17 protein-coding genes, 1 rRNA gene and 2 pseudogenes are annotated in these 22047 nt (G+C 52.0%); 6 read left to right on the top strand and 14 right to left on the bottom strand.

Annotated features, from left to right (window positions below; genetic code table 11):
- Window position 1 precedes the first annotated feature (1 nt).
- A complete protein-coding gene (locus tag CEK60_RS02260; RefSeq protein WP_089037639.1) occupies window positions 2–1000 on the top strand; it encodes a DUF3080 family protein in 999 nt (332 codons plus the stop codon).
- A 112-nt stretch (window positions 1001–1112) separates the two neighbouring features.
- Complete coding sequence (locus tag CEK60_RS02255; RefSeq protein ID WP_089037638.1) at window positions 1113–1814, top strand: hypothetical protein; 702 nt, start codon at window positions 1113–1115, stop codon at window positions 1812–1814.
- An 87-nt stretch (window positions 1815–1901) separates the two neighbouring features.
- On the opposite strand, the gene tusA is transcribed toward CEK60_RS02255, so the two are convergent.
- Entirely contained in the window at window positions 1902–2153 is a 252-nt protein-coding gene (tusA, locus tag CEK60_RS02250; protein ID WP_089037637.1) for a sulfurtransferase TusA, read from the bottom strand.
- A 28-nt stretch (window positions 2154–2181) separates the two neighbouring features.
- On the opposite strand from tusA, the gene CEK60_RS02245 reads away from it, so the two are divergent.
- Window positions 2182–2469: an antibiotic biosynthesis monooxygenase family protein gene (locus tag CEK60_RS02245; RefSeq protein ID WP_089037636.1), complete on the top strand. Its 288-nt coding sequence runs from the start codon at window positions 2182–2184 to the stop codon at window positions 2467–2469.
- A 30-nt stretch (window positions 2470–2499) separates the two neighbouring features.
- Here CEK60_RS02245 and rlmM read toward each other — a convergent pair whose 3' ends face one another.
- Window positions 2500–3567, bottom strand: coding sequence for a 23S rRNA (cytidine(2498)-2'-O)-methyltransferase RlmM (gene rlmM / locus CEK60_RS02240; RefSeq protein ID WP_089037635.1), 1068 nt, complete (start codon window positions 3565–3567; stop codon window positions 2500–2502).
- A gap of 639 nt (window positions 3568–4206) precedes the next feature.
- Window positions 4207–4322 (bottom strand): 5S ribosomal RNA (rrf, locus tag CEK60_RS02235).
- 206 nt (window positions 4323–4528) lie between these two features.
- On the opposite strand from rrf, the gene CEK60_RS22315 reads away from it, so the two are divergent.
- From CEK60_RS22315 to CEK60_RS02220, 3 genes are all read left to right on the top strand, one after another.
- On the top strand, window positions 4529–5782 hold the full coding sequence (locus CEK60_RS22315; RefSeq protein ID WP_446718647.1) for an MBG domain-containing protein: 1254 nt from the start codon (window positions 4529–4531) through the stop codon (window positions 5780–5782).
- Window positions 5783–5943: 161 nt separating this feature from the next.
- The gene (locus tag CEK60_RS22970; RefSeq protein ID WP_089037634.1) at window positions 5944–6174 is read left to right on the top strand and encodes an ESPR-type extended signal peptide-containing protein; all 231 of its coding nucleotides are present in this window, start codon (window positions 5944–5946) and stop codon (window positions 6172–6174) included.
- Window positions 6171–7841, top strand: coding sequence for a ShlB/FhaC/HecB family hemolysin secretion/activation protein (locus CEK60_RS02220; RefSeq protein WP_232471458.1), 1671 nt, complete (start codon window positions 6171–6173; stop codon window positions 7839–7841). Before CEK60_RS22970 ends, CEK60_RS02220 begins: the two co-directional genes overlap by 4 nt.
- 193 nt (window positions 7842–8034) lie before the next feature.
- Here CEK60_RS02220 and CEK60_RS02215 read toward each other — a convergent pair whose 3' ends face one another.
- The 11 genes and pseudogenes from CEK60_RS02215 to CEK60_RS02165 all read right to left on the bottom strand — a co-directional run bounded on the left by CEK60_RS02215 (window position 8035) and on the right by CEK60_RS02165 (window position 21929).
- Window positions 8035–9882, bottom strand: coding sequence for a sensor histidine kinase (locus CEK60_RS02215; RefSeq protein ID WP_157697978.1), 1848 nt, complete (start codon window positions 9880–9882; stop codon window positions 8035–8037).
- Between the two features lie 80 nt (window positions 9883–9962).
- Window positions 9963–10673 carry a response regulator transcription factor gene (locus tag CEK60_RS02210; protein ID WP_089037632.1) on the bottom strand — a complete coding sequence of 237 codons (711 nt, stop codon included), beginning with the start codon at window positions 10671–10673 and terminating at the stop codon, window positions 9963–9965.
- Window positions 10674–10788: 115 nt separating this feature from the next.
- Window positions 10789–11642 (bottom strand): annotated as a pseudogene (locus CEK60_RS02205) (aminotransferase class IV).
- A gap of 56 nt (window positions 11643–11698) precedes the next feature.
- Window positions 11699–11902: pseudogene (locus CEK60_RS02200) on the bottom strand (class II histone deacetylase); the annotation flags it as partial.
- Window positions 11903–11920: 18 nt separating this feature from the next.
- Window positions 11921–13375, bottom strand: coding sequence for a metalloprotease TldD (gene tldD / locus CEK60_RS02195; RefSeq protein ID WP_089037631.1), 1455 nt, complete (start codon window positions 13373–13375; stop codon window positions 11921–11923).
- The gene (locus tag CEK60_RS02190; RefSeq protein WP_089037630.1) at window positions 13375–17286 is read right to left on the bottom strand and encodes a YhdP family phospholipid transporter; all 3912 of its coding nucleotides are present in this window, start codon (window positions 17284–17286) and stop codon (window positions 13375–13377) included. Before CEK60_RS02190 ends, tldD begins: the two co-directional genes overlap by 1 nt.
- Window positions 17286–18749: a ribonuclease G gene (rng, locus tag CEK60_RS02185; protein ID WP_089037629.1), complete on the bottom strand. Its 1464-nt coding sequence runs from the start codon at window positions 18747–18749 to the stop codon at window positions 17286–17288. The genes CEK60_RS02190 and rng overlap by 1 nt, the downstream gene beginning before the upstream one ends.
- 59 nt (window positions 18750–18808) lie before the next feature.
- Complete coding sequence (locus CEK60_RS02180; protein WP_089037628.1) at window positions 18809–19420, bottom strand: Maf family protein; 612 nt, start codon at window positions 19418–19420, stop codon at window positions 18809–18811.
- A 21-nt stretch (window positions 19421–19441) separates the two neighbouring features.
- Window positions 19442–19930: a rod shape-determining protein MreD gene (gene mreD, locus CEK60_RS02175; RefSeq protein ID WP_038485544.1), complete on the bottom strand. Its 489-nt coding sequence runs from the start codon at window positions 19928–19930 to the stop codon at window positions 19442–19444.
- Window positions 19930–20868 carry a rod shape-determining protein MreC gene (gene mreC / locus CEK60_RS02170; protein WP_089037627.1) on the bottom strand — a complete coding sequence of 313 codons (939 nt, stop codon included), beginning with the start codon at window positions 20866–20868 and terminating at the stop codon, window positions 19930–19932. Before mreC ends, mreD begins: the two co-directional genes overlap by 1 nt.
- 23 nt (window positions 20869–20891) lie before the next feature.
- Entirely contained in the window at window positions 20892–21929 is a 1038-nt protein-coding gene (locus CEK60_RS02165; RefSeq protein ID WP_009721960.1) for a rod shape-determining protein, read from the bottom strand.
- Between the last annotated feature and the right edge of the window lie 118 nt (window positions 21930–22047).

Genomic DNA, 22047 nt, shown 5'->3' with positions numbered 1-22047 from the left:
AATGGCGCTCTACCCACAACCTATATTATGGCTGACTGCCAGTGCCAGCTTGCTACTAGTGAGCTGCGGAAACAATGGTGCTGAACAGCCCTGGGTAGAGTATCACCAACAGCTCACTAGCGACCTTGCAATTGCCGATATTGAGCGTCACCCTCCACCTAATATTGGTAAATTTCCTGAACGTCGAGAGCGGCTATTCAATATTCCTGAAACCCGAGAGGGTATGCTCAATATCTATGCGTTACGTGAGTGTCAGATAACATCACTCATTGCAGCGCGGAACAATCAGTTGGGGCGCGTTGCTCCCCCTAGCCAGCACTGGCTTTACGAACGCGCACTATGGCAACGCCTAAGTGCCTGCTGGAACAGTGATGTTCCTGACGGCCTAAGTGATGACAATAAGGCGCGGTTGGCTGAACTAACTGAGCTTAAGACAGAACAGCTACCAGCGGTCAGCTGGAATGCCATTTTTGATTCTGAAGAGTGGGAAAAAAGCTTTTCCCGAGCAAGTGCCCCCCTAAACAGCGCTGAACTACCTAATATTGACAATCAACTGGTTGCCGTTGATTACCTTGAGCGAATGGTGACGCACCAATTTAGCCAAGCATGGCAACAGGACTCTTCAGCACTTGAAAACCACCTTAAAGCGCTGCAAGAGAGGCCATTAACAGCAGAAATTTTACGCACACTGTTACTCGCCCACCAACGCTTAACGGAGGCAAACATAGCACTTGAGTCAACGCGCTTAACCACTAGCGAATGCCTGCAAGATGACCTTCCAGCAGGATTTAATCAAGTTGAGCAGATTTCCCTCAAGTGGCTTACAGCAATTAACCGACTAATTAATGCGCACCAAATAACGCCACCTGAAGCGGTTAAAAACTATCAGAACACCTGGTTATCATTGAATAACCCGCAGGCTCCCTGGCAGCAGCTCCGACAAGTAAAAGCACAACACCAAGCGCTGCGAGATCAATTTACTAGCTGCTCCGATAATTAAAAATCACAAACCCCCTTAACCTTCTGGGCAACCTGTGCTATTGGTGAACTAAGTGGTAGGCAGCATACGCTGTTTACCGATGTCGTGACCACGCAGCACAAGGAGGGACATTATGGGCGCATCCCTGTCACCCCGCTCTGCCCAGGTCATCGACCTGGAAACCGTGCGTCAGCGTCAGCAGGCGCAAAAATGTTTGATCCGCCTAGCCCCTGAGCTAGATGGGTTAGAGATGGTCTACCAGCTCGCTGCGAGTCCCGACACGTATTACGGCCTACCTATTTTGGCCTGGGGGCTGCAAGAGAACGGTAACATCATTGGCCTTGTGCCATGGATGGAAAAGCTCGCTGCTTGTCATGAACTCGACAGCCATGAAAATGGCCAGTTTATTGGCTACCGCGATCCAGAAACTGAAGAAATTTTCGCCCTTCCTCCTGATCATAAATACGACGAGCTAATGGCCTCAGCCAGTTACTTCGAGTATGAAGCGTCAGGAGAGGTTACGCTGATTCAACAGCTTCCAGACACCCTTGGCACTCATGCTTTATGCATGAATCATCCCGATGCACCCTGGAATATGAAGCAAGTCTATGGATGGCGCCTCTATAGCGATGGAAGCGTTGAAGCAGTTCTTGCCGATGAACAGCAAGCCACGATGTCCCCCATCCTACTGGGCGATAAGTGCCTTTACGATGCCCACTCTCGCCATCGCACGGTTTACTTTTTTCAACGCCATATCGCTAACCGCATAATGGATGAAGACCCTGCGACACTGGAAGCTTTGGCGATGATGGTTGTTCCAAATAAAGAGGGGTGATCTTAACTAAGCACTTGCGAGGCTACCCAATCAAAGCCAGAGCCTAAAGCCAATATTAATGGCTAGCCTCGCATAGCTGCAGAAGCTTTACGCTAGGCGAATAAAATACACGTAGTGGTCATCAGACTCCTCTTGCTGCAGTAGCTGGTGTCCCAAAAATTGACAAAATTTTGGCACATCGCGAGTCGTTGCAGGGTCTGTCGCTATTACCTTCAACACCTGCCCTGGCGTCATATCACGCACCTTATTATGCATTAACATAATAGGTTCAGGGCAATATAAACCCGTTGTGTCTAACGATGCATCAAAGGCACTTGGGTCATACGTATTATCAGTCATCTACAATCTCGTTTAGGAAACAGACAGCATGATCAAAGTAATCATTGAACGGCGTATTATGCCTGGCCTGGAAGAAGAATATGAACTGGCTGCCCGCGAAGCAATGCGCGTTTCACTTGGCGTACGAGGATTTGTCGGTGGAGAAACGCTCGTCGAACTTGGCCATACAGATCGCCGCCTGATGATTACCAAATGGCGCGACCTTCGGGCTTGGAAAGAGTGGCATTCAAGTGAAGCACGTGCAGCGGCCATGCAGAGCATTCTACCTCTGTTAACAGAAGACGAAACTGTCCGCGTGTACGAACCAGGCTGTTAACACCCTTACGTTACTCCGCCGACCTTTAAATTAGTGAGCGAGCCTTACATGAACCGTCACTTCTTCCCGATCATGGTAGAGGTGGCGACATGTAATCGTAGCGCGCACTCCCGCCGTTTCCAACGCATCTTCCAAAGTGCTAATACAGCGATTAACCTCGTCCCAGCGTTTCTTCATGGGCAGTTTTAAATTAAAAATTGCCTCTCGACACCATTTCCGAGTTAACCATCTTTCCACCATTGCTAACACGCGCACAGGCTTATCGACGATATCACAAACTAGCCAATCCATTCGTTGCGGCGGTTCCCAAGTAAATCCATCTTCTTTAAGATGATCTATCTGCCCCGTAGCCATTAGCTGCTTGTCCATTGGCCCATTATCAATGGCATAAACATACATGCCACGCTGGACTAACTGCCAAGTCCAACCACCTGGGGCGGCCCCTAAATCTGCTGCCTGCATATGATCCGCAAGCCGTGTATCCCACTCTTCTCGTGGAATAAACTCATGCCATGCCTCTTCTAACTTCAGCGTTGATCGGCTTGGTGCACGAGATGGGAAACGTAGGCGGCGTATACCATTAATCAGCTCACTTCGATTGTCAGGAAAACTCATACCCAACTGAACACGATCACCATCCGTCCAGAAAATATGTAAACGACGTGCACCGGCTTTACCGCGCAGTGCGCCCCGTTTTTTTAGCATACTCTGCAATGGCTTAGTCAGCGCTTTAATTAAGCCTGCCAATGCTTTGCCATCATTGGTATCTGGCGTTTCGTGCCAAATTTCTTCAAAACTCCAACGACTCGACTTTACCTGATCGAGAATAGCCGTAAGCCTATCATCTCGGGACAGCGTGAGCGCAGGCAGTGCAGCTAGACTTTGGCGAGCAAAAATAAGTTGCTTAAACGCCGCTTTACGATGCAAATCATTAATCGGATCTTTATCTAAGCGCGTTAAACTCACCCAACCTTCGCCTTGTGCAGGTTCGCAACTCACCTCGTGCTGTTTGGCGTGGTGTTGCATTTCAGCCAGAGCGTCGCTTTCAAACCCTGGGCGGCAATAGACAAGCCACGATGTGGGTACTGTTTCACTCACCCTTTCACCTCGAAAGTAATTTCATGTCATAGGTGAACATCTATTCAGAATAAAATGCCCCCGCTAATCGCCGCATCATAGCACTTTCTTTCAAATGCTTTCTAAGTAGTGAGATTAGTAGCGATAATTTATCTGCTTGATGCGCTTAAAACATTATCAGCGACCAACAAAAAACCCCAGCTTCAACTGAAGCTGGTTTTTTTTAATAATTGCCTGACGATGACTATCCCCAGCCCTCCGCGCCGCCCTCGTCATTCCCGCGGGCCCTTAGCGGGAATCCATGTTGAGCTGGGGTTTCGGGCTGCTGCTGGCCAAGGTAGATTCCCGATAAACCCCACTCGGGAATGACGGTTCAGTGGCTCAGGAATGACGTGTGGCGACTTGAGCATGACGTGCGGTGCACGCTTCGGGAGGTGGCCACATTGTTATACCTCCGCACCGCCCTCGTCATTCCCGCAGGCCCTTAGCGGGAATCCATGTTGAATTGGGGTTTCGGGCTGCTGCAGGTCAAGGTCAAGGTGGATTCCCGATAACCTCACTCGGGAATGACGGTGCAGTGACTTGGGAACGTCCCTAATTGATTTTCTTCCGCGCAAACAAAAAACCCAGCTGATGGGCTGGGTTCTTTGTTAAATAAGTGCCTGACGATGACCTACTCTCGCATGGGGAGACCCCACACTACCATCGGCGCTAAGCGGTTTCACTTCTGAGTTCGGCATGGGATCAGGTGGTTCACGCGTGCTATGGTCGTCAGGCGTAACTGGTCATGTATATCATGCTGAACATGTAACTGATGCTTTGTGTCGTCTCTTTCCTATCAAGTCCTTCGTGTGTCACGTTGGGCTTGATTCGCGTATCCGGTTTTCATTATCACTACGACCAGACCCCTTGGGTGTTATAGGGTCAAGCCTCACGGGCCATTAGTACACGTTAGCTCAACGCCTTGCAGCGCTTCCACACCGTGCCTATCAACCAGCTGGTCTCGCTGGGCCCTTCAGGAGGCACCGACGCCGGTACCTACACGCACACCGCCAGCGGCACCGATGGCAACTACGACCTGACCTTTGTGGACGGTGCTTTAACCATCGACAAGGCAACGGCCACCGTTACCGCCAATAGCGACACGACCATCTACAGCGGCGGCAGCCAGAACGTGACCGGCTTTACCGCCACCGGCCTGGTGGGTGGTGAAAACGCCAGCGTGCTGGCTGACGTAACCACCACCGGCGGCAGCGGTACCGATGCCGGTACCTACACGCACACCGCCAGCGGCACCGATGGCAACTACGACCTGACCTTTGTGGACGGTGCTTTAACCATCGACAAGGCAACGGCCACCGTTACCGCCAATAGCAACACAACCACCTACAACGGCGGCCTGCAAAACGTCAGCGGCTTTACCGCCACCGGCCTGGTGGGTGGTGAAAACGCCAGCGTGCTGGCAGACGTAACCACCACCGGCGGCAGCGGCACCGACGCCGGTACCTACACGCACACCGCCAGCGGCACCGATGGCAACTACGACCTGACCTTTGTGGACGGCACCCTGACCGTCCAACGCCGACCCGTGACCGTCACCGCTGACCATCAGCGTAAAACCGAAAATAGCCCTGACCCCGAGTTGACCTGGCAAGCCGGTTGCGGCGCGCTTAGCGCCGACTGTGGCCTCGCCGAAGGTGAACACCTCGCAGGCCAGCTCGAACGTGATGCAGGAGAAGGGGCAGGCCAATACACGATCCAACAGGGCACGGTAACGGACAACCACAATACCAATTACGCGATTACCTTCGAGCCTGGCGAGCTAGTCATAGCGTCAGTGCCAACGCCAGAACCTGAGCCAGAACCAACGCCTGAGCCAGAACCAGAACCAACACCTGAGCCAGAGCCAACACCTGAGCCAGAGCCAACACCTGAGCCAGAGCCAACACCTGAGCCAGAGCCAACACCTGAGCCAGAGCCAACGCCTGAACCTGAGCCAACGCCTGAACCTGAGCCAACGCCAACGCCCGAGCCCGAGCCCGAGCCCGAGCCGGAACAGGGTCACCCTGATTGGCGTGCTCAGGTTGCCATCAACATGTTGCAACAGGAAATGGCTAACGCCGCGAGCAATAATGCGCGTGCCACGACTCTCGATAACGTCCAGGATGGCACTATGCCGCTGGTGGTCATCCAACACGGTATTCAATTATCTAACAACAGCGAGGACGAGCACTAACCAGAATACGGCGTCCCTTATGAAGACTGGCAAAGGGACGCCACTGAATTACCCGCGACCAAGCAGCCTCATCGCGGGTAATTCCTTTTCAGGTTTTAACCTCAATATACCTAATTACAGGGATAACGATAGACGGGAGTACCTGCTTAAATTCTGCCTACATGGGTGCGGAGTTTATAAGTACCTCTCATCACTGTTATCCCCGTTTTTCATACACAGCGATGATGAACCACGGGAATCACCTGGAAGCCGTGTTTATGAATCGTTGTTACCGTATCGCCTGGAACCATCGCAAGGGTGTTTGGCAAGCCATTTCGGAGCCAGGAATTTCTACCAAAAATAGTCTCGCCAATATGTTGCTGGCTGAACAACTTAGATGGAGTACTGAATGAAACAGCGCTACTCACGGGCCTACACCAGCCCCCTCTTTCGACCAGCTAATCGATTAAAATACAATCTGTCTCTTTGCACTTACTTGTTAATGAGCGGTGGCGCTTTCGCTCAACTACCGCCCGATGCAGGGCAGATATTGCAACAAAGCGAGCCCCGCACTGCTGGCCCTCAATCTTCAACGGTTCAGTTGAACCTCCAAGGGCAGCCGCTTGCTGAGGCTACCCCAGGTGGACAGCAAATCAGTTTGAACAGTATTCGCTTTAGAGGTAATAGCCACTTCACCACCAGCGAGCTTCTCCAACTTGTTCAAGATCAGATAAATCGCCCACAGGATCTGGCGGGCATTCAGGCGATTGCTAACCGAATCAGCCAGCATTACCGCGATAACGGCTATTCTTTTGCACAAGCCCTTATTCCTGCACAATCACTGGATAATGGCATACTTGAGCTTCAGGTAGTTGAAGGGCGCTATGGTCAAGTGACGGCTACCAGCGATGACCCTACTCTAGCCGCGGCTACCAGCCCCTGGTTATCCTCTTTACGTACAGGCATGCCTATTGAGTCTACTTCTTTGGAGCGTAGAGTGCTGCTTTTGGGTGACCTGCCAGGAGTATCGTTCACCCCTATTATGCGCCCTGGCACCGACCTGGGTGAGGGCGATTTGGAGGTTCAAGTGCATAGCCGTCAGCGTATTATGGGTAGCATTGGAGCTGATAACCACGGTAGCCGTTTTTCCGGGGAATACCGTGGCCGAGTTAGCCTTTCAGCACATCATTTAGCGACGTTGGGCGACGAGTTAAGCCTCACTAGCCTTTACTCCAACGAGAGTACCTGGTTAGGCGATTTACGCTATTCAAGCCCACTGGGTACCAGCGGTCTGCGCGGTGAACTAAGTTATGCTTATACCGATTATGCTCTCGGTAAAGGATTTGAAGGGTATACCGGCACAGCGGACGCTTATTCTATGGGTGTCTACTATCCACTAGTACGAAGCCAACAGTCTAATGTGTCATTAAGCGCACGATATCTCTATAAAGACCTGCACGATGATATTGATCTCTTTAACTATCGCCAAGCCACTAGTAGCCATAGCTTACCATTGGGTATACGTTTTGATCACCGGGATGCTTTAGGTGCAGGGGGTGTTACCTACGGCACAGTGACACTGGCACCTGGCACACTCTCCCAAGCAAAAACTGGATTGGACGATGCTGACTACGGCTTTACTTACATAACGCTGGACGCAGCCAGGGTTCAAGCACTAGGCAGTGGTTTTGAAATATATGGCCGCGTCAATGCCCAGTGGGCAGATGTTGATAGTCTTGACGGCTCTGAAAGTTTCTCTTTAGGAGGGCCATACGGAGTACGCGCTTATCCCGTTGGCGAAGGGTCGGATAGTCGTGGCTGGCTAGCTCAACTAGAGGCTCGTTACCATGTAGGCAACAGCATGGTGCCGTATGTATTTGTAGATGGCGGACGCACCCCTGGAGGCGATAACGATGATGACACACGGTCGCTTTCGGGAGCCGGTATCGGGCTGCGCTATCAACATGAACGCATTAGCCTAAATGTCAGTAGCGCATGGAAATTGGATGGCGGCGATGCCCAGGCTGATAACCAGCAGCGCACCCCTACCGTCTGGGCTTCAACAAGCTATCGTTTCTGATCATTCTCAGTACAAGATAGCAAGGCTTTGAGACCGTTAAATCTTGCCGAATACGACTGATCCACGCAGCCCAGGCTGTTACCGAAAACCAACGAAAAGTTTTAGAGAAAAGTAGGCGACTCGCGATGCATAGGGACGATATCCACTAGCGGAGTTGCCTCTTTGACACTACAAAATCAACAATAAGACAGCATTAACTATGCACGGCACCAGGATGTTCCAGCGACTCGTCACTCCAGCGCTTAGTGCCCAAAACTTCCTTATTCGGCAGTCGTACTACTAAGCGAGTAATACCAGGGTGAGAGTGGGACCATAAATGTCCTGACTGCCCCTTGGCACGAATTTGCATACTTTGAATACCAACGCTAAAACCGGCCTCTTTCACTAGCGACACATCAAAGCCAATGCCATCGTCTTCAATCGCCAAAAAGATGTTATGTCTATTTTGGCGTATGGTAATACGTGCCGTTTTGGCTCGGCTATGCTTGATAATGTTGGTAAGTGCTTCTTCCATAATGCGTGCCAGTGCCATACACCGCTCTGCAGTGGGGGGCTGGTGCCACTTGGTCGGGATACACCAAATCAAACGCATGTCCAGTTCATCAAATAATGTACTGTAACGCTGCCTTATAGGGGCAATCCATGGCCCTGGCTCTGAGGAGGCTTGCTGTGAGGAGGTAAAAGCATTATCAATAATATGCCGGAGATCATTACGCAGCAGCTTGAGTGTCGCGAGAGCAATTCGATGCGTTTTAGTATTATGCTGAGAAGTGCCTTGATGCCTTTCCATACGAGCAATGGCACTCACCAGCGAACTTCCTAAACCGTCATGAAGCTCACGTCCTAATTTCAAGCGCTCGTGAAGTTTTGAGTTAGCAATACGCAAGCGTTGCTGCTCTTCCATTTGCTTGTGTAACGTTTGACGCGCCGCCTCGACTTCACTTTCCAACTCTGCGTTGAATGATGTTAGCCGCTGGATAGTGCGTCGACTAAACAAAGTCAACACTACTGCCATACAGACACCTGCCGGTAACGTAGCATAGGGAGCCCACATAGTGAGCTCTCCGCTCTTAGCAGAGGCAAAAATCAAGGAAAGGTCGTGGAGCATAATCAGGGCAAAAATAATTAAGGTAGCAGAAACAATGACACGCTCCGTACGGGGATATGCAACGGTAAAGATAATGAACTGGATGAATACACTTAATAGCAGAATAACAAACAGCAGAAACACAGCCACATCAACGATGGGCCTCAAAGAGGAGTTCGGCACATAAAGCAACGCTACGCTAGCGATCGCCACACTTGTCCATAGGCTAGACTCCAAGCGTGGTGACCTGCGCTCAGCAAATCTCCATAGCAACATACAGAAGCAGGCCACATAGAACACAAAGGCTATGCTGCTCACTTTTAATATCGCCTGTGTACCAGATAGTGGCCAGGGATCCTGTAACTGTAACACGCCATAAAAAAACACCCAGGCTAAATTAACAGCGCCATACCAGAAGAACACTTTTAGTTGCCGATTCTTTATCCATACCACTAGGCTTGTCAAACCAAAAGCAAACGAAACCATAATGCTTATCCAGGGAATGCGCAGTTTGCTCCACAGCCAAGTGTTATAAATGGGCATGGCCTCATGGTAGGGCGCAATGACTATGCTACCTAGCCCAGCAGGTATACGCTGAGGCACCCCTTTCACATAAACATGGAGAGTATTCAGGTTATCGGCATGGCTATCAGAGTCTGTTAATACCCAGTGACGCGGCGTATTTACCCCTTGGGTTAATGGCTCGCTCAAGGAAATATCACGATGCAATAACTGGCTATTTACATAGACTGCGCCAGCGGCATTCAAATAGCTGATTACCAGCGTTAAAGGGTCATCCAACTGCCCCTTTTGAAAACAGTCAGCCCGAAACGTTATACGGTATAATGCCCATCCTTGATAATCAGGCCAGCGCTCATGCCAGCGCAGGTCGGGTAGGCTAACTTCACTCCATACATCATCAGGCGTATGCAGGGGAACTGGAATAGAAGACACCTTAGCGACCTCTGCACTAATAATGTCTTCACTGCAGGGTAGCTGAGCGGCAGATAGCGGTGAAGAAGCCAAGCTCAAGATTATGAGAGTAGCCCCAAAGAACGTGCGGTAATAACGGCAGAAACACGATTGCATACTGTAAGCTTTTGATAAATATTTTTTATATGACTTTCAACAGTATACTTGGAAATGCAAAGGTGCTCACTAATTTCCCTATTGCTCAAGCCATCTGACACCAGCTGTAAAATACACATTTGTCGTGAGGTGAGCGTCTCATGGCTTTCCGATACGGCGCTCAAGGTTTTTTCACTGTGACCCTCTTTTCCACCCACTTTGCTTTTATTGAAGAGCATAAAATTATCGATGATACTTCTAGCCAAAAAAGGGTCAATTGGTGCCCCCCCCCTCATTACACAGCGGATTGAAAGCATGATTTCTAGATCATCCCTCTCTTTTAGTAAATAGCCGTTGGCTCCTGCTATCAGCGCACCCAAAATAGCTTCTTGGCTGCTCATCCCAGAAATGACCAAAATCAACATAGCAGGACTGTGCTGACGAAAGCTTGCAATTACATCAGCGCCACTGCCATCAGGCAGACCGAGATCAACAAGTGCCATAGAGGGCGTCTGATTGGCGAGATACTCCAGCGCACTCTTAACACAATCGGCATGATCAATAGCTGATTCATGGTAGCCAATATCGCGTAAAATACGTGCTGAGCGTAAACGCATTTCTGGCTCATCTTCGACCAACAACACCGGAATAGGTAGCAACTGCTCACTGGTTGTCATGACATGCTATCCTTGTACTCGGCAGGCTATCTGGCCACTATTATTGCGTGGTTACTACTTCAATGCATCCCTGAAAGTAGTGATTTTGAGCCGAGATTAATAAAGCTGTAGGCGTTCAACTCACTCTTTGCATTGCAATGGGTGCCAGCCAGCGCTGAAACGCTTCAAGCTCACCCCGCACCGCCTGACGATAGAGACGCTGTAGCTTGCCTGTGACACTATCAGCATCAATCGACCCACCTCGTTTCGACGCTCCCGTCCGTCCACCGATATAGCGTCCATCCAGCTCACGTAGAGGAAGTATTTCCGCAGAGATGTCAGTTAAAAACGCCTCGTCGGCGGTGTATAACTCATCACGGCTAACCCGCCGCTCACACACTTCAATACCCAGCACTTTTTGCGCCAGTTGAATCACGCTATCTCGGGTGAAGCCTTGCAGGCAGGAGGTCACTTCCGGAGTGTGCAGCACGCTATTGCGGAGAAAGAAGACGTTCGCCGCCGAGGCTTCAGCCACATAGCCCTCCGGGTCAAGTATAATGGTTTCATCGAGCACAGCCTTGATCGCCGTGTTCAGTGCCAATATCGAGTTGACGTAGTGGCCGTTGGTTTTCGCCCGTCAGAGGCTGATATTGACGGCGGCACACCCAGCGCGCAAACCGTGGGTGGCGGCCTGTGGTGAAATATAGGGGCCTAAATACCACGCTGCCACCATCACATGATTAGTTAGCCCCCGGGCCCGTAGCCTTAAGCCTTTAGACCAAAAAATACAATAGGTTTCAGGTAGGCATTATTCAGGCCATTATTGGTCAGGCACTCGCACCGGGCATTGATCAATTCAGCTTCGTTAAACGACAGCGGCATATCCAGAGAATGGCCACTTTCTGCCAAGCGGCGAGCGTGTTCAGCAGCACGAAATAAATGCGTGCCGTTAGGGCCAGCGTATGCACGCACACCCTCAAAACAGCTCAGTCAGGTGCGCCATTCGCCGTCCTGCCAAACCCAACCGTCGCGGTTATAAAGAGGTGTCATCGGGTTGTTTGTTCCCACTGTTGGCTCCATTCGCCTATTAATGCTTGCTGGTGCGGTTGCAGGGCTTGATAGCCCCAAGCGGCAATTTCATCGTTTTGCGGATCGGGCACGGCAATAGTACTGCCTGCCAGGGCTTGGCTCACCGCGTGGCCGCAGAGAGGTGCATAGGCTTCTGAATAGCCACCTTCGTGAATAAAGACCTAGTGATGGCAATCAAGTCACGAAGACTGGGTACCGCCGACCGTCAGCTCATCCAGCTTAAGGGTGGGCTGACCGACGCCTACCGGCACTCCCTGCCCCTCTTTGCCGCAGACACCTATTCCTGTATCCATTTCCATATCATGGCCAATCATTGAAACACGCCCCATTGCCTCAGGACCGTTGCCAATCAAGGTTGCCCCTTTAACAGGCGCAGTAATTTTGCCATCTTCAATGAGGTAGGCTTCGCTAGCGGAAAATACGAACTTGCCCGATGTAATATCGACCTGACCGCCACCAAAACTGACCGCATAGATACCGCGCTTAACACTTTTGATAATGTCGGCGGGTTCATCCTGGCCTGCCAGCATGACAGTATTGGTCATACGCGGCATCGGCAAATGGGCAAAAGATTCACGCCGCGCATTACCCGTTGGTGCCATATCCATTAACCGTGCATTAAGCTTGTCTTGCATATAGCCAGTTAAAATACCGTCTTCAATCAGCGGCGTGTATTGCCCTGGCGTGCCTTCATCGTCCACGCTTAACGAACCACGGCAGTCAGCAACGGTAGCATCGTCGACAACCGTCACACCTTTCGCCGCAACACGTTTCCCCATCTGCCCTGCAAACGCTGAACTGCCCTTACGATTAAAATCGCCTTCTAGTCCATGGCCCACCGCTTCATGAAGCAAAATACCTGGCCAGCCAGCGCCGAGAACAACCGGCATTTGACCAGCAGGTGCATCGACTGCCTCTAGGTTAACCAAGGCTTGGCGAACAGCCTCTTTTGCATAGCGCTCCGCTACGTTTTCATCTCGCAGCCGGGACATAGAGTAACGACCGCCCCCGCCAGCACCGCCTCGCTCTCGCCGACCGTTTTTAGCCGCGATAACACTCACATTAAAACGGACTAATGGGCGGATATCTGCCGCTAAGGTGCCATCACTGGCACGCACTAACACCACTTCATAAGTGCCTGACAATGAGGCGCTCACTTGGCTAATACAGGGGTCAGCTGCACGCGCGATGCGGTCTGCTTCTTTTAACATTGCCACTTTTTCGTCAGCGGTAAGCCCCGCCAACGGATCAAGCCCTGCATAACGACCGACAGCGCTGACAGCCACTACCGGCTGTCCAGGTAGCTGCTTACCACTTCTTACAATGCCCGCTGCTGTACGGCCAGTATCCATTAGCGCATCTGCGGTAATTTGATTGGAGTAGGCAAAGCCTGTCTTTTCACCTGCTAAGGAGCGCACACCAACGCCGCCATCAATGTTATAGCTGGCTTCTTTTACTTCACCATCTTCCAGCACCCACCCCTCTTGCCAAGTACGCTGGAAGTAGAGGTCGGCATAATCAATACCCGCTCCCATGGCATAAGACAGCCCTGTATCTAAGGCATCCAAATCCAGGCCACTCGGTGTCAACAAAATGGAAACAGCGGTATTTACATCGCTCTTATGTGCGGTCATTAAGGGCCTTCTAGAGTGATCTGCGGCGACGTCCACGGACCTCGCACGCGATAGTGGATAGTGGTTGCTTGATCTAACGCGCTACCAAACAGCTGGTCCGCTACAAAAAGAGCGCCACCTACAATCGGAGCACCTACGGCTATGGCTGCGATAGGCAAGCTCTGGCTAATAGGTAGTGTGACGCCTAGTCGCTGATCAAGTTCACGTTGTATAAGATTGACGCTTCCCGTCAGGGTTAGCGTGGTAGATGGCGCTTCAATGGAAAGCGGACCGCGCAGCAGTAATTGGCCCGCGGCGACATCTGCCGTGCCATGCACCCGATCAAACGCAGTTCCCTGTCCCGTCACGTCCGAAAAATCGAAACGCAAGCGGCGCAGTATATTGTCAAAATTAAGCAGACCAACCAAGCGAGCCGGTGTTGATTCCAGCGTCACAAAGCGCCCATCACGTACATCGGTTCGAATATCGCCTTCCGCCCGACTTAATTCAAATTGCCAGGGAGCGCCTGGCCACGTCAGCGCTGCGCTGACATCCGTGGAGCGGCTACGCATGGCGACTGGTTGGCCTAGACGCTCTAACGCAGTGCCTACATCACCCCCCTGTATCGAAACATCAGCGCGGGTATGGCTACTGTTAGCGTCGCCTTCCCATACCAGTTCTCCGCGGGCAGAGAGCTGCCCTAATGTCAGGCCGACCGGGGAAAGAGTAAAACGTTGCCCCTGGCTTTGCCAATAAGCGGTTAACGGTCCGAAACGCCCTTCCCCAACGCCAATATCGGCTAGTCTGAGCCTGCCATCCGGCAGCTGGTTAAGCCATTCTGGCATGGCAATTGGTGTGGTGTGCTGCGTTTCAACAGCATCCATCCAAGAGCCAGGGGTCGGCGCACTGCTGTCATGCGCTGCAGCAGGCATATCAAATAGCCGATCTACTTCCAGCGACGAGATAGCGATATCAAGCGGCAGCGCGCTACCGGGCTGATAAGTCACTCGACCTGACACAAGGTCACCGCTTAACTGCATAGCCAAGCGGTCTCCTTCAATATTGCCTGTCGCTTCTAAGCGACCAAAACACGCATCACGGAAATGCACGCAAGGCGTACTAAGTATGACTGATATTGGCGTATCCTCACTATCGCCATTCGACGAAGATGACGCCTGCATCAACGGTGACAACGCCTCCTGCCAGTCATCGAGAGGCAACTCTTCAACCTGAGCGACAACGCTCCAACCTGGCTGTGTTGGCCAGCCACTCGGTGTGGCAGCACTGCCCAAAGCAATTACCCCTGCCAGCTCATCATGATCAAGCTGTACGCGAGCATTAACGATATCGGCTAACTGTGTTGTTAAGCGGCCACTGTCGAAGTCCGCACTTAACCGCCATGGCCATGGCTGTTCAGCGGACTTGCTAAATGGCGCTGGCAACCTGCTTGTAATACCAAGCAAGCGGCTTTCAAGGACGATCGACGGTGATGGCTGTAGGTTGACCTGCCCACGCCACTGAGCACGCCCCTCAAACAGCTGGCGAGCTTGTTCAGCGGGAATATTGGCCAGTTGAAATAAGGTGGCGACATCAATGTTACCGCTCAAGGCAATACCATCGTCCGGAACATTGATATCCGCTTCGATGGAATTACCTGACCACAGACCCGAGACATGCCCGAGCAAAGCGCTTTTTTCACCGTGCTGCTGCCACGTCACCTCCCCCTGAAGATCTTCTAGCGGAATGTCGACAGGCTGAAAAGCAAGCGTTGTGACATTTGGTCGAGCATTAATCTCCAGCGCCAATGAGTCCGGCGCGCTCAGTGGTAACGATAAAGCGATGTCACCCTCGATCCGGCCCTCTGCACGAACATCGTTAAGCAGAGGCAGATCAATCTCAGGCATTGCCTGGAGAAACGCCAGCAGTGAATCACTATCACTGCTGACACTTCCCGACAAATTAAGCGTCTCATCAGCCATCTTTAGCACCCCATCAGAGACGTTAATGCCCTGACTTTCAGCATGCTGAATAGCCGCCTCCAACACCTGATCCTTCCAAACCAATCTGCCCTCGACCTCCTCAAGCATGGGCCACTCAGGCGCGATAGGTAATCGCCCCTGGGTGACAGAGAGGGCCAACGTGGAGGAGATTTGATCTGCAAACTGACTTTCTGAACCTGCTTCTTCCCCAGTAAAGGGAAAGCTAAGCTTGAGCGAGCCATGGGGAACAACACCGCCTATATCGGTTAATAGCCACTCACGAAGTTCAGGGTCAAGAGCTTTGACGGGCAGCCACTGAGAGAGCGGGTAATTAAGCGCATCAACATTGGCAAACGCAATATCAAGCCCAAACTGGCCGCCTTGTTCACTCGCAATCAGACCAAAACCGCCACTCACTGCGGCACCATCCCAATCTAGGCGTAGATCCCTACCACTGATCATGGTGCTCGGGCCGTCATACACCCACTCCACCACACCCTCGGCATGGCTCAACAGCATGGGTGATTCAAACAATTCAGGAAAATTAAGCGAGCTGCTTCCAGCACTGTTAAACGTTACTCTGCCGCGAAAGTCTCTTGCCTGTACCCAAGCATCTAACGGGCCGCCTCCTGGTGCTTGCTCCCAAGGCAGCACCGCCACATTGGTTAACGCCGCATCAACCCCCCAATGGCCTTCATGCTGACCTAAACGCAAACCTTGGACCTGGCCACGGGGTGATAGTGTCTGTAACACTCGAGTAAGCGATTCAGGCAACAAAATATAGTCGCGCCAAGCCGCCAAAGAAGCCAGTTCAAATGCGCTGGTGCGCACCTCCCATTGATCAGGCTGGTGGGATAAGTACCAATGCCGCGGTAAGGCTGGGCCACCACTTCCACCTTCTGGACGCGCCCACTCGACGTTTTCAGCATCTCCACTAAGCCAGGCTTCGCCGCCCTCACCGTCTCGCCGCCAAAGGCCATTGGCCTGAATGTTTTGCAGTACGGCGTATTGAATCTTGTGGCGCAGGGTCAACTGTGGAACATCGACAGCCAAGCGAACCTCATCTAAGCGCCCGGCATGCCAGCGCCCCCACAACGTAACCTCGCCTCCCATTTGCTCTAGGGAAGGCATACGGTCGGGACGTAAAACAGCGGCTAGTGCCACTAGATGATCCAGTTGCATGTCCAGTTGCAGGGCCGCTGAAAAATCACGGAAACCCTGCTCTCCAGGCTGCATCTCCACGTTCATCGCAATGGCCGGCAGCGTTTCTTGTGCCTGTGCTTCTTGGGCCTCAACTTCTTGAGACCCTGCTCCTTGCGAAATCACACCTTGAGATTCTAAGATCGTGACGGCACCTTCCAAGCGCGTTCGCCGCTCATCGCCATTGAGCAGTAAGGTAGGCGCGTGCAAGGTGACGGCCTGCTGGCTTCCATGCAGCACCAGACGAGTATTATCTACCCACAATCGCTGGCGAAGAATAAGCCCTGCCCAGGCGTCCAGCGCCGCTAAATCAACCGTTGGCTCCTGAGACATAGCAATCGGCAGCTCTGCTGGTGCCGGCCAACCCCAAGCAGCATCTCTCTGCTGATATAGATGAAATTCAAGGCCTGTGATGCGCGCATCATTAAACACGGGTGCAATGCTTCTCAATGTCGCCCAACCATCAAGCCGCAAATGTGCACTTTCAAGGGATACTAATTGCTGCCCGTCAGGCGTCGCTGAATGCACGCCCTCTAATTGCAAAACAAGATCGTTACGCGCCAACGACAGCGATAGGTGCTCGATAGTAACGGGCACCCCCACACGGGCCTCTAATAACGCTTCTATTTTCGGTGTTAGCAGACTGGATTGGCTAACTAATAAGCGCGCCAACAATAGAAAGACAGCAAGGCCGCCTAGTAGCGAGGCGATCGCTACTAGGCACCATCGAGAGAATGAACGTAACGCTATCATTACATTAGTACGATGTCGTACTGTTCTTGGGAGTAGTGTTGCTCTACCTGAAAACGAATGGTTTTATTAATAAACGTTTCCAGGTCGGCAACCGCCGCAGACTCTTCGTCCAACAGTCTGTCAACCACCGGTTGAGAGGCAAGCACCATATACGTTTCGGCACTGTAGGCACGCTCTTCGCGCAATATCTCGCGAAAAATCTCGTAACAAACAGTTTCAGGCGTTTTCAACGTCCCGCGCCCACTGCATGTTGGGCAAGCTTCGCACAAGGTTTGCTCCAGGCTTTCCCGCGTGCGTTTACGGGTCAACTGCACTAAGCCCAGCTCAGTCACCCCGGTGCACTTCGTCTTCGCATGATCACGCTCAAGCGCTTTCTCAAGCACGCGTAACACTTGGCGCTGATGCTCTACATCCACCATATCGATAAAGTCGATAATAATGATGCCGCCAAGGTTGCGTAGCCTTAGCTGACGGGCAATCGCAGTTGCCGCTTCCAGGTTGGTTTTAAAAATCGTCTCTTCAAGATTACGATGACCGACATAACCACCGGTATTAACATCAATCGTGGTCATCGCTTCTGTCGGGTCGATAACCAGATAGCCACCGGACTTCAACTGAACCTTACGCCCCAGTGCTTTTTGAATTTCATCTTCAACGCTATACAGATCAAAGATGGGTCGCTCGCCTGGATAATACTCGATACGGTCTACCGCATCTGGCATAAACTCTTCAGCGAACTCGACCAGTTTGACAAAGTTCTCGCGGGAATCGATGCGCACTTTTTCAATATCATCGCGCATGACATCCCGTAATGTACGCATAAACAACGGCAGGTCATCGTAGATCACACTAGGCGACGCCGCCGTTATTCTACGCTCACTGACTTTGCGCCAAATACGCAGCAGGAAGTACATGTCACCCGCCAGCTCTTCATCACCAACCCCTTCTGCCGCAGTGCGCACGATGAAGCCACCGGTTACCTCGATGGTCTGCTCGTCAATCCCCTTATCTAGCAGCGCTTTCAAACGCTCCCGCTCACGCTCATCTTCAATGCGCTGAGACACGCCATGGTGGGGAGAGTCAGGCATATAGACAAGATAACGTGACGGAATCGAGAGATGGGTAGTGAGCCTGGCACCCTTGGTGCCAATGGGATCTTTGGTAACCTGAACGACAAGCGCCTGACCTTCATGTAGCAACTGACCAATAGTCTGCTGCTCATCATTAGGCGTCCCTGATGGCATTACCTCATGGGCATGAATAAACGCCGCGCGCTCAAGGCCAATATCAACAAAAGCAGCCTGCATACCAGGCAGTACACGCACTACTTTGCCTTTGTAGATATTACCTACAATGCCGCGCCTACGTGAGCGTTCAATGAGCGCCTCTTGTAAGACACCATTTTCCACCAGCGCAACGCGAGTCTCCATTGGCGTTAAATTGATGAGGACTTCACCGCTCATGCAAAATTCCTTATTGAGTCACAGTATCCTTGCCAACACAGCAGGCGGCGAAATGGCGGTTAGCTCTGCTGATAGCAACCCGACCAGATTGGCACCCCTTGCTGGCACAACAAGCGTGTTGTTTCATAGAGTGGCAGCCCCACGACTGCTGAATGGCTGCCCTTAATTTCTTCAACAAACACAGCGGCTAAACCTTGGATGGCGTATCCTCCGGCTTTGTCTACTGGCTCACCGGTTTGCCAATAGTCCGCAATTTCCTGCTGACTTATTACGCGCATCTTGACGACCGTTGTCACACAACAAGAGAGTACACCCTTGGGGCCAGCCACAGCGACCGCTGTTAATACATTATGACGACGCCCAGACAGCTTCTTAAGCATAACGGCTGCATCATGCTCATCAATTGGCTTGCCTAATATCTGATCATCAATCACCACGGCCGTATCTGAACCGAGTACAGGAAGGGCTGTTCTTGAAACAGCCGCTTGCGCTTTCGCACTCGCCAAGCGCTCCACATAAGCTTGCGCAGATTCACCCTTGAGCGGCGTTTCATCTACGTCACTTGGCATGACCTCGACCGCCACACCTATCGATGCTAACAACGCCTTACGTCTGGGCGATGCCGAGGCAAGGCATAACACAGGCGACGATGCAGAACGTGAACTATCCATTACAGCAACTCCAGCAGCTTATCAAACGCTAGCTAAACGCTGTTCGAGCGCTTTAAGCATGGTAGACCACCAGGGCCACAGAACAGCACTGATCAGTGATGGAATCAAAAAAGACAAATGGATTGAAAAATCCCCCGTCAGCGTGCGTAACCACTGCTCAATCAACTGCACCAAGCCTAATAAGACCAGTACGAGAACAGACTGCTGTACTAAAGAGTAAGCGCGAAAGCGGGGGTAAACCAGGGCGCATAAGAAGGCCAACAGCGACAAGATCAGAGCATGCTGACCTAACGCGGTACCTTCGATCAAATCCATCAGAATGCCGATAACAAAGCCATGAAAAACACCCACTCTATCCGGCGTTCGCATGCACCAGTAAATCAGCATTAGCCCTATCCATTCAGGACGGTAGACTTGCCACCCTTCTGCTAAAGGCATCACTTGCAAGCACAATGCAAGGACAAGCGTAAACCAGACAAAGATAAGCGATACGACCGGCGTCTTAGCCATTACTGCACCTCTCGTGCAGCATCCTGCTGCAAACCAATACGCTGGGCAGCGTGCAGTGCAGCGGCTGAAATATCCATACCCTCTCCCCAAATAGTATCCTCTATCTCTTCACGGGGCGGCGGGAACAACAATAGGAAGTGACGTGAACGCTGCAACTGAGCAGAGGGCTCTGCGGTCACTTGAGCGAAAGGCTGACCTGGGTCGTGGTAAACGTCGGTGACCCTAGCAACGGGATGGCCTGGCGGGAAGCGCCCTGCCAACCCTGACGTGGTCAGCAGATCACCTTCGCGAATGTCGGCGGTATCAGGCACATGCAAAACTTTCACGCTGCCGTAACGACCAGCTCCCTGCACAATGAATCGCAAGCCATTGCGATTCACCTGAACGGGCAATGCATGGCTCGCATCAGCCAGCAACAGAACGCGACTTGAGTACGCCGACACAGCGGTCACTTGCCCCACTAAGCCAAAAGCATCAATCACCGGCTGACCAACATAGGCACCATTTCGATGCCCTCGGTCAACCACCATCTGATGACTAAAAGGATCATTATCTAGCGACAGCAGCTCAGCGGTTATGTAAGGAATATCTCTACGCTGAGCTGCCTTCAGAAGATCACGTAATTCGGCATTCTCCGCGGTCAGATTCGCCAACCGCTGACCACGATGTGAAAGCGTCAAAATTTGCTCACGCAGACGACGATTCTCATCGACGAGCGCTTGCTGGTCAGAAAGCGCAAGTGCCCCCCAGTTAAGCAGATCGCTAGGCACGCTAACGACCCACTGAATGGGGGCAACAATCATCGTCATTTGGGCGCGCACATCTTCCATGCGGGTAAATCGCTGATCGGCAAACATTAAAATGCTTGCCAATAGCACACAGAAGAATAGCCGATACCCTGGCAATGACGCGTGCGAAAATAGCGGTTTAATAGGCAATCCCCCGCGATAAACCGCTACGATCAGTCGCTCGACAGCAACTCGAAGGTATGCTGATCAATCATTTCCAGTGCCTTGCCGCCACCGCGGGCCACACAGGTGAGCGGATCTTCAGCCACAATCACCGGCAAGCCTGTCTCTTCGGCGATCAATTTATCGAGATCACGCAACAGTGCGCCACCTCCTGTCAGCACCAAGCCACGCTCAGCGATATCAGAAGCCAGTTCCGGTGGTGATTGCTCAAGGGCACTCTTGACCGCCGCCACAATAGAACCCAAGGTTTCTTGAAGCGCTTCGAGAATCTCATGGGAGTTCAGTGTGAAACTACGCGGTATGCCTTCTGCCAGGTTACGTCCACGCACATCAATTTCGCGCAGTTCGCCGCCCGGATAGGCACAACCGATCTCTTCTTTAATGCGCTCGGCGGTGGCTTCACCAATCAGGCTGCCGTAGTGACGACGCACATACGCAGTGATGGCCTCGTCAAAGCGGTCACCACCGACACGAATAGATTCTGAATAAACCACGCCGTTGAGCGAAATAATGGCAATCTCGGTAGTACCACCACCGATATCAACCACCATTGAGCCCTGCGCTTCTTCAACCGGAAGCCCGGCACCAATTGCGGCGGCCATCGGCTCTTCGATTAAAAACACTTCACGAGCACCAGCACCTTCCGCCGACTCGCGAATAGCGCGCCGTTCAACCTGCGTTGACATGCAGGGAACGCACACCAAAACGCGAGGACTGGGCGTTAAGAAGGTGCTTTGATGCACTTTACGAATAAAGTGCTGAAGCATCTGCTCTGTCACGGTGAAGTCGGCAATAACACCATCTTTCATCGGGCGGATGGCGGTAATATTGCCTGGCGTGCGACCGAGCATACGTTTGGCGTCGGTGCCAACCGATGCCACGCTGCGCATGTTGCCAGACTGGCGGATAGCGACTACGGACGGTTCATCGAGAACGATGCCACGACCGCGTACATAAATCAGTGTGTTGGCCGTACCCAAGTCGATCGACAGATCGCTGGAAAACAGCCCCCTCAAACGTTTGAACATGGATGTTGTTACCTAGTGCAGACCGGGAACCCTGTGCGGATGCAAACGGTATCACCGCTACCCCTTGGCAGCAAGCACGAGTCGTGCCTAATACTGCCCGTTAGGGCCAATATGTGGT

This window comes from Halomonas sp. N3-2A (genome assembly GCF_002216165.1).
Classification (GTDB): domain Bacteria; phylum Pseudomonadota; class Gammaproteobacteria; order Pseudomonadales; family Halomonadaceae; genus Vreelandella.
The sequence above is the reverse complement of the archived record's forward strand: the minus strand, read 5'-3'. Positions and strand labels throughout refer to the sequence as shown.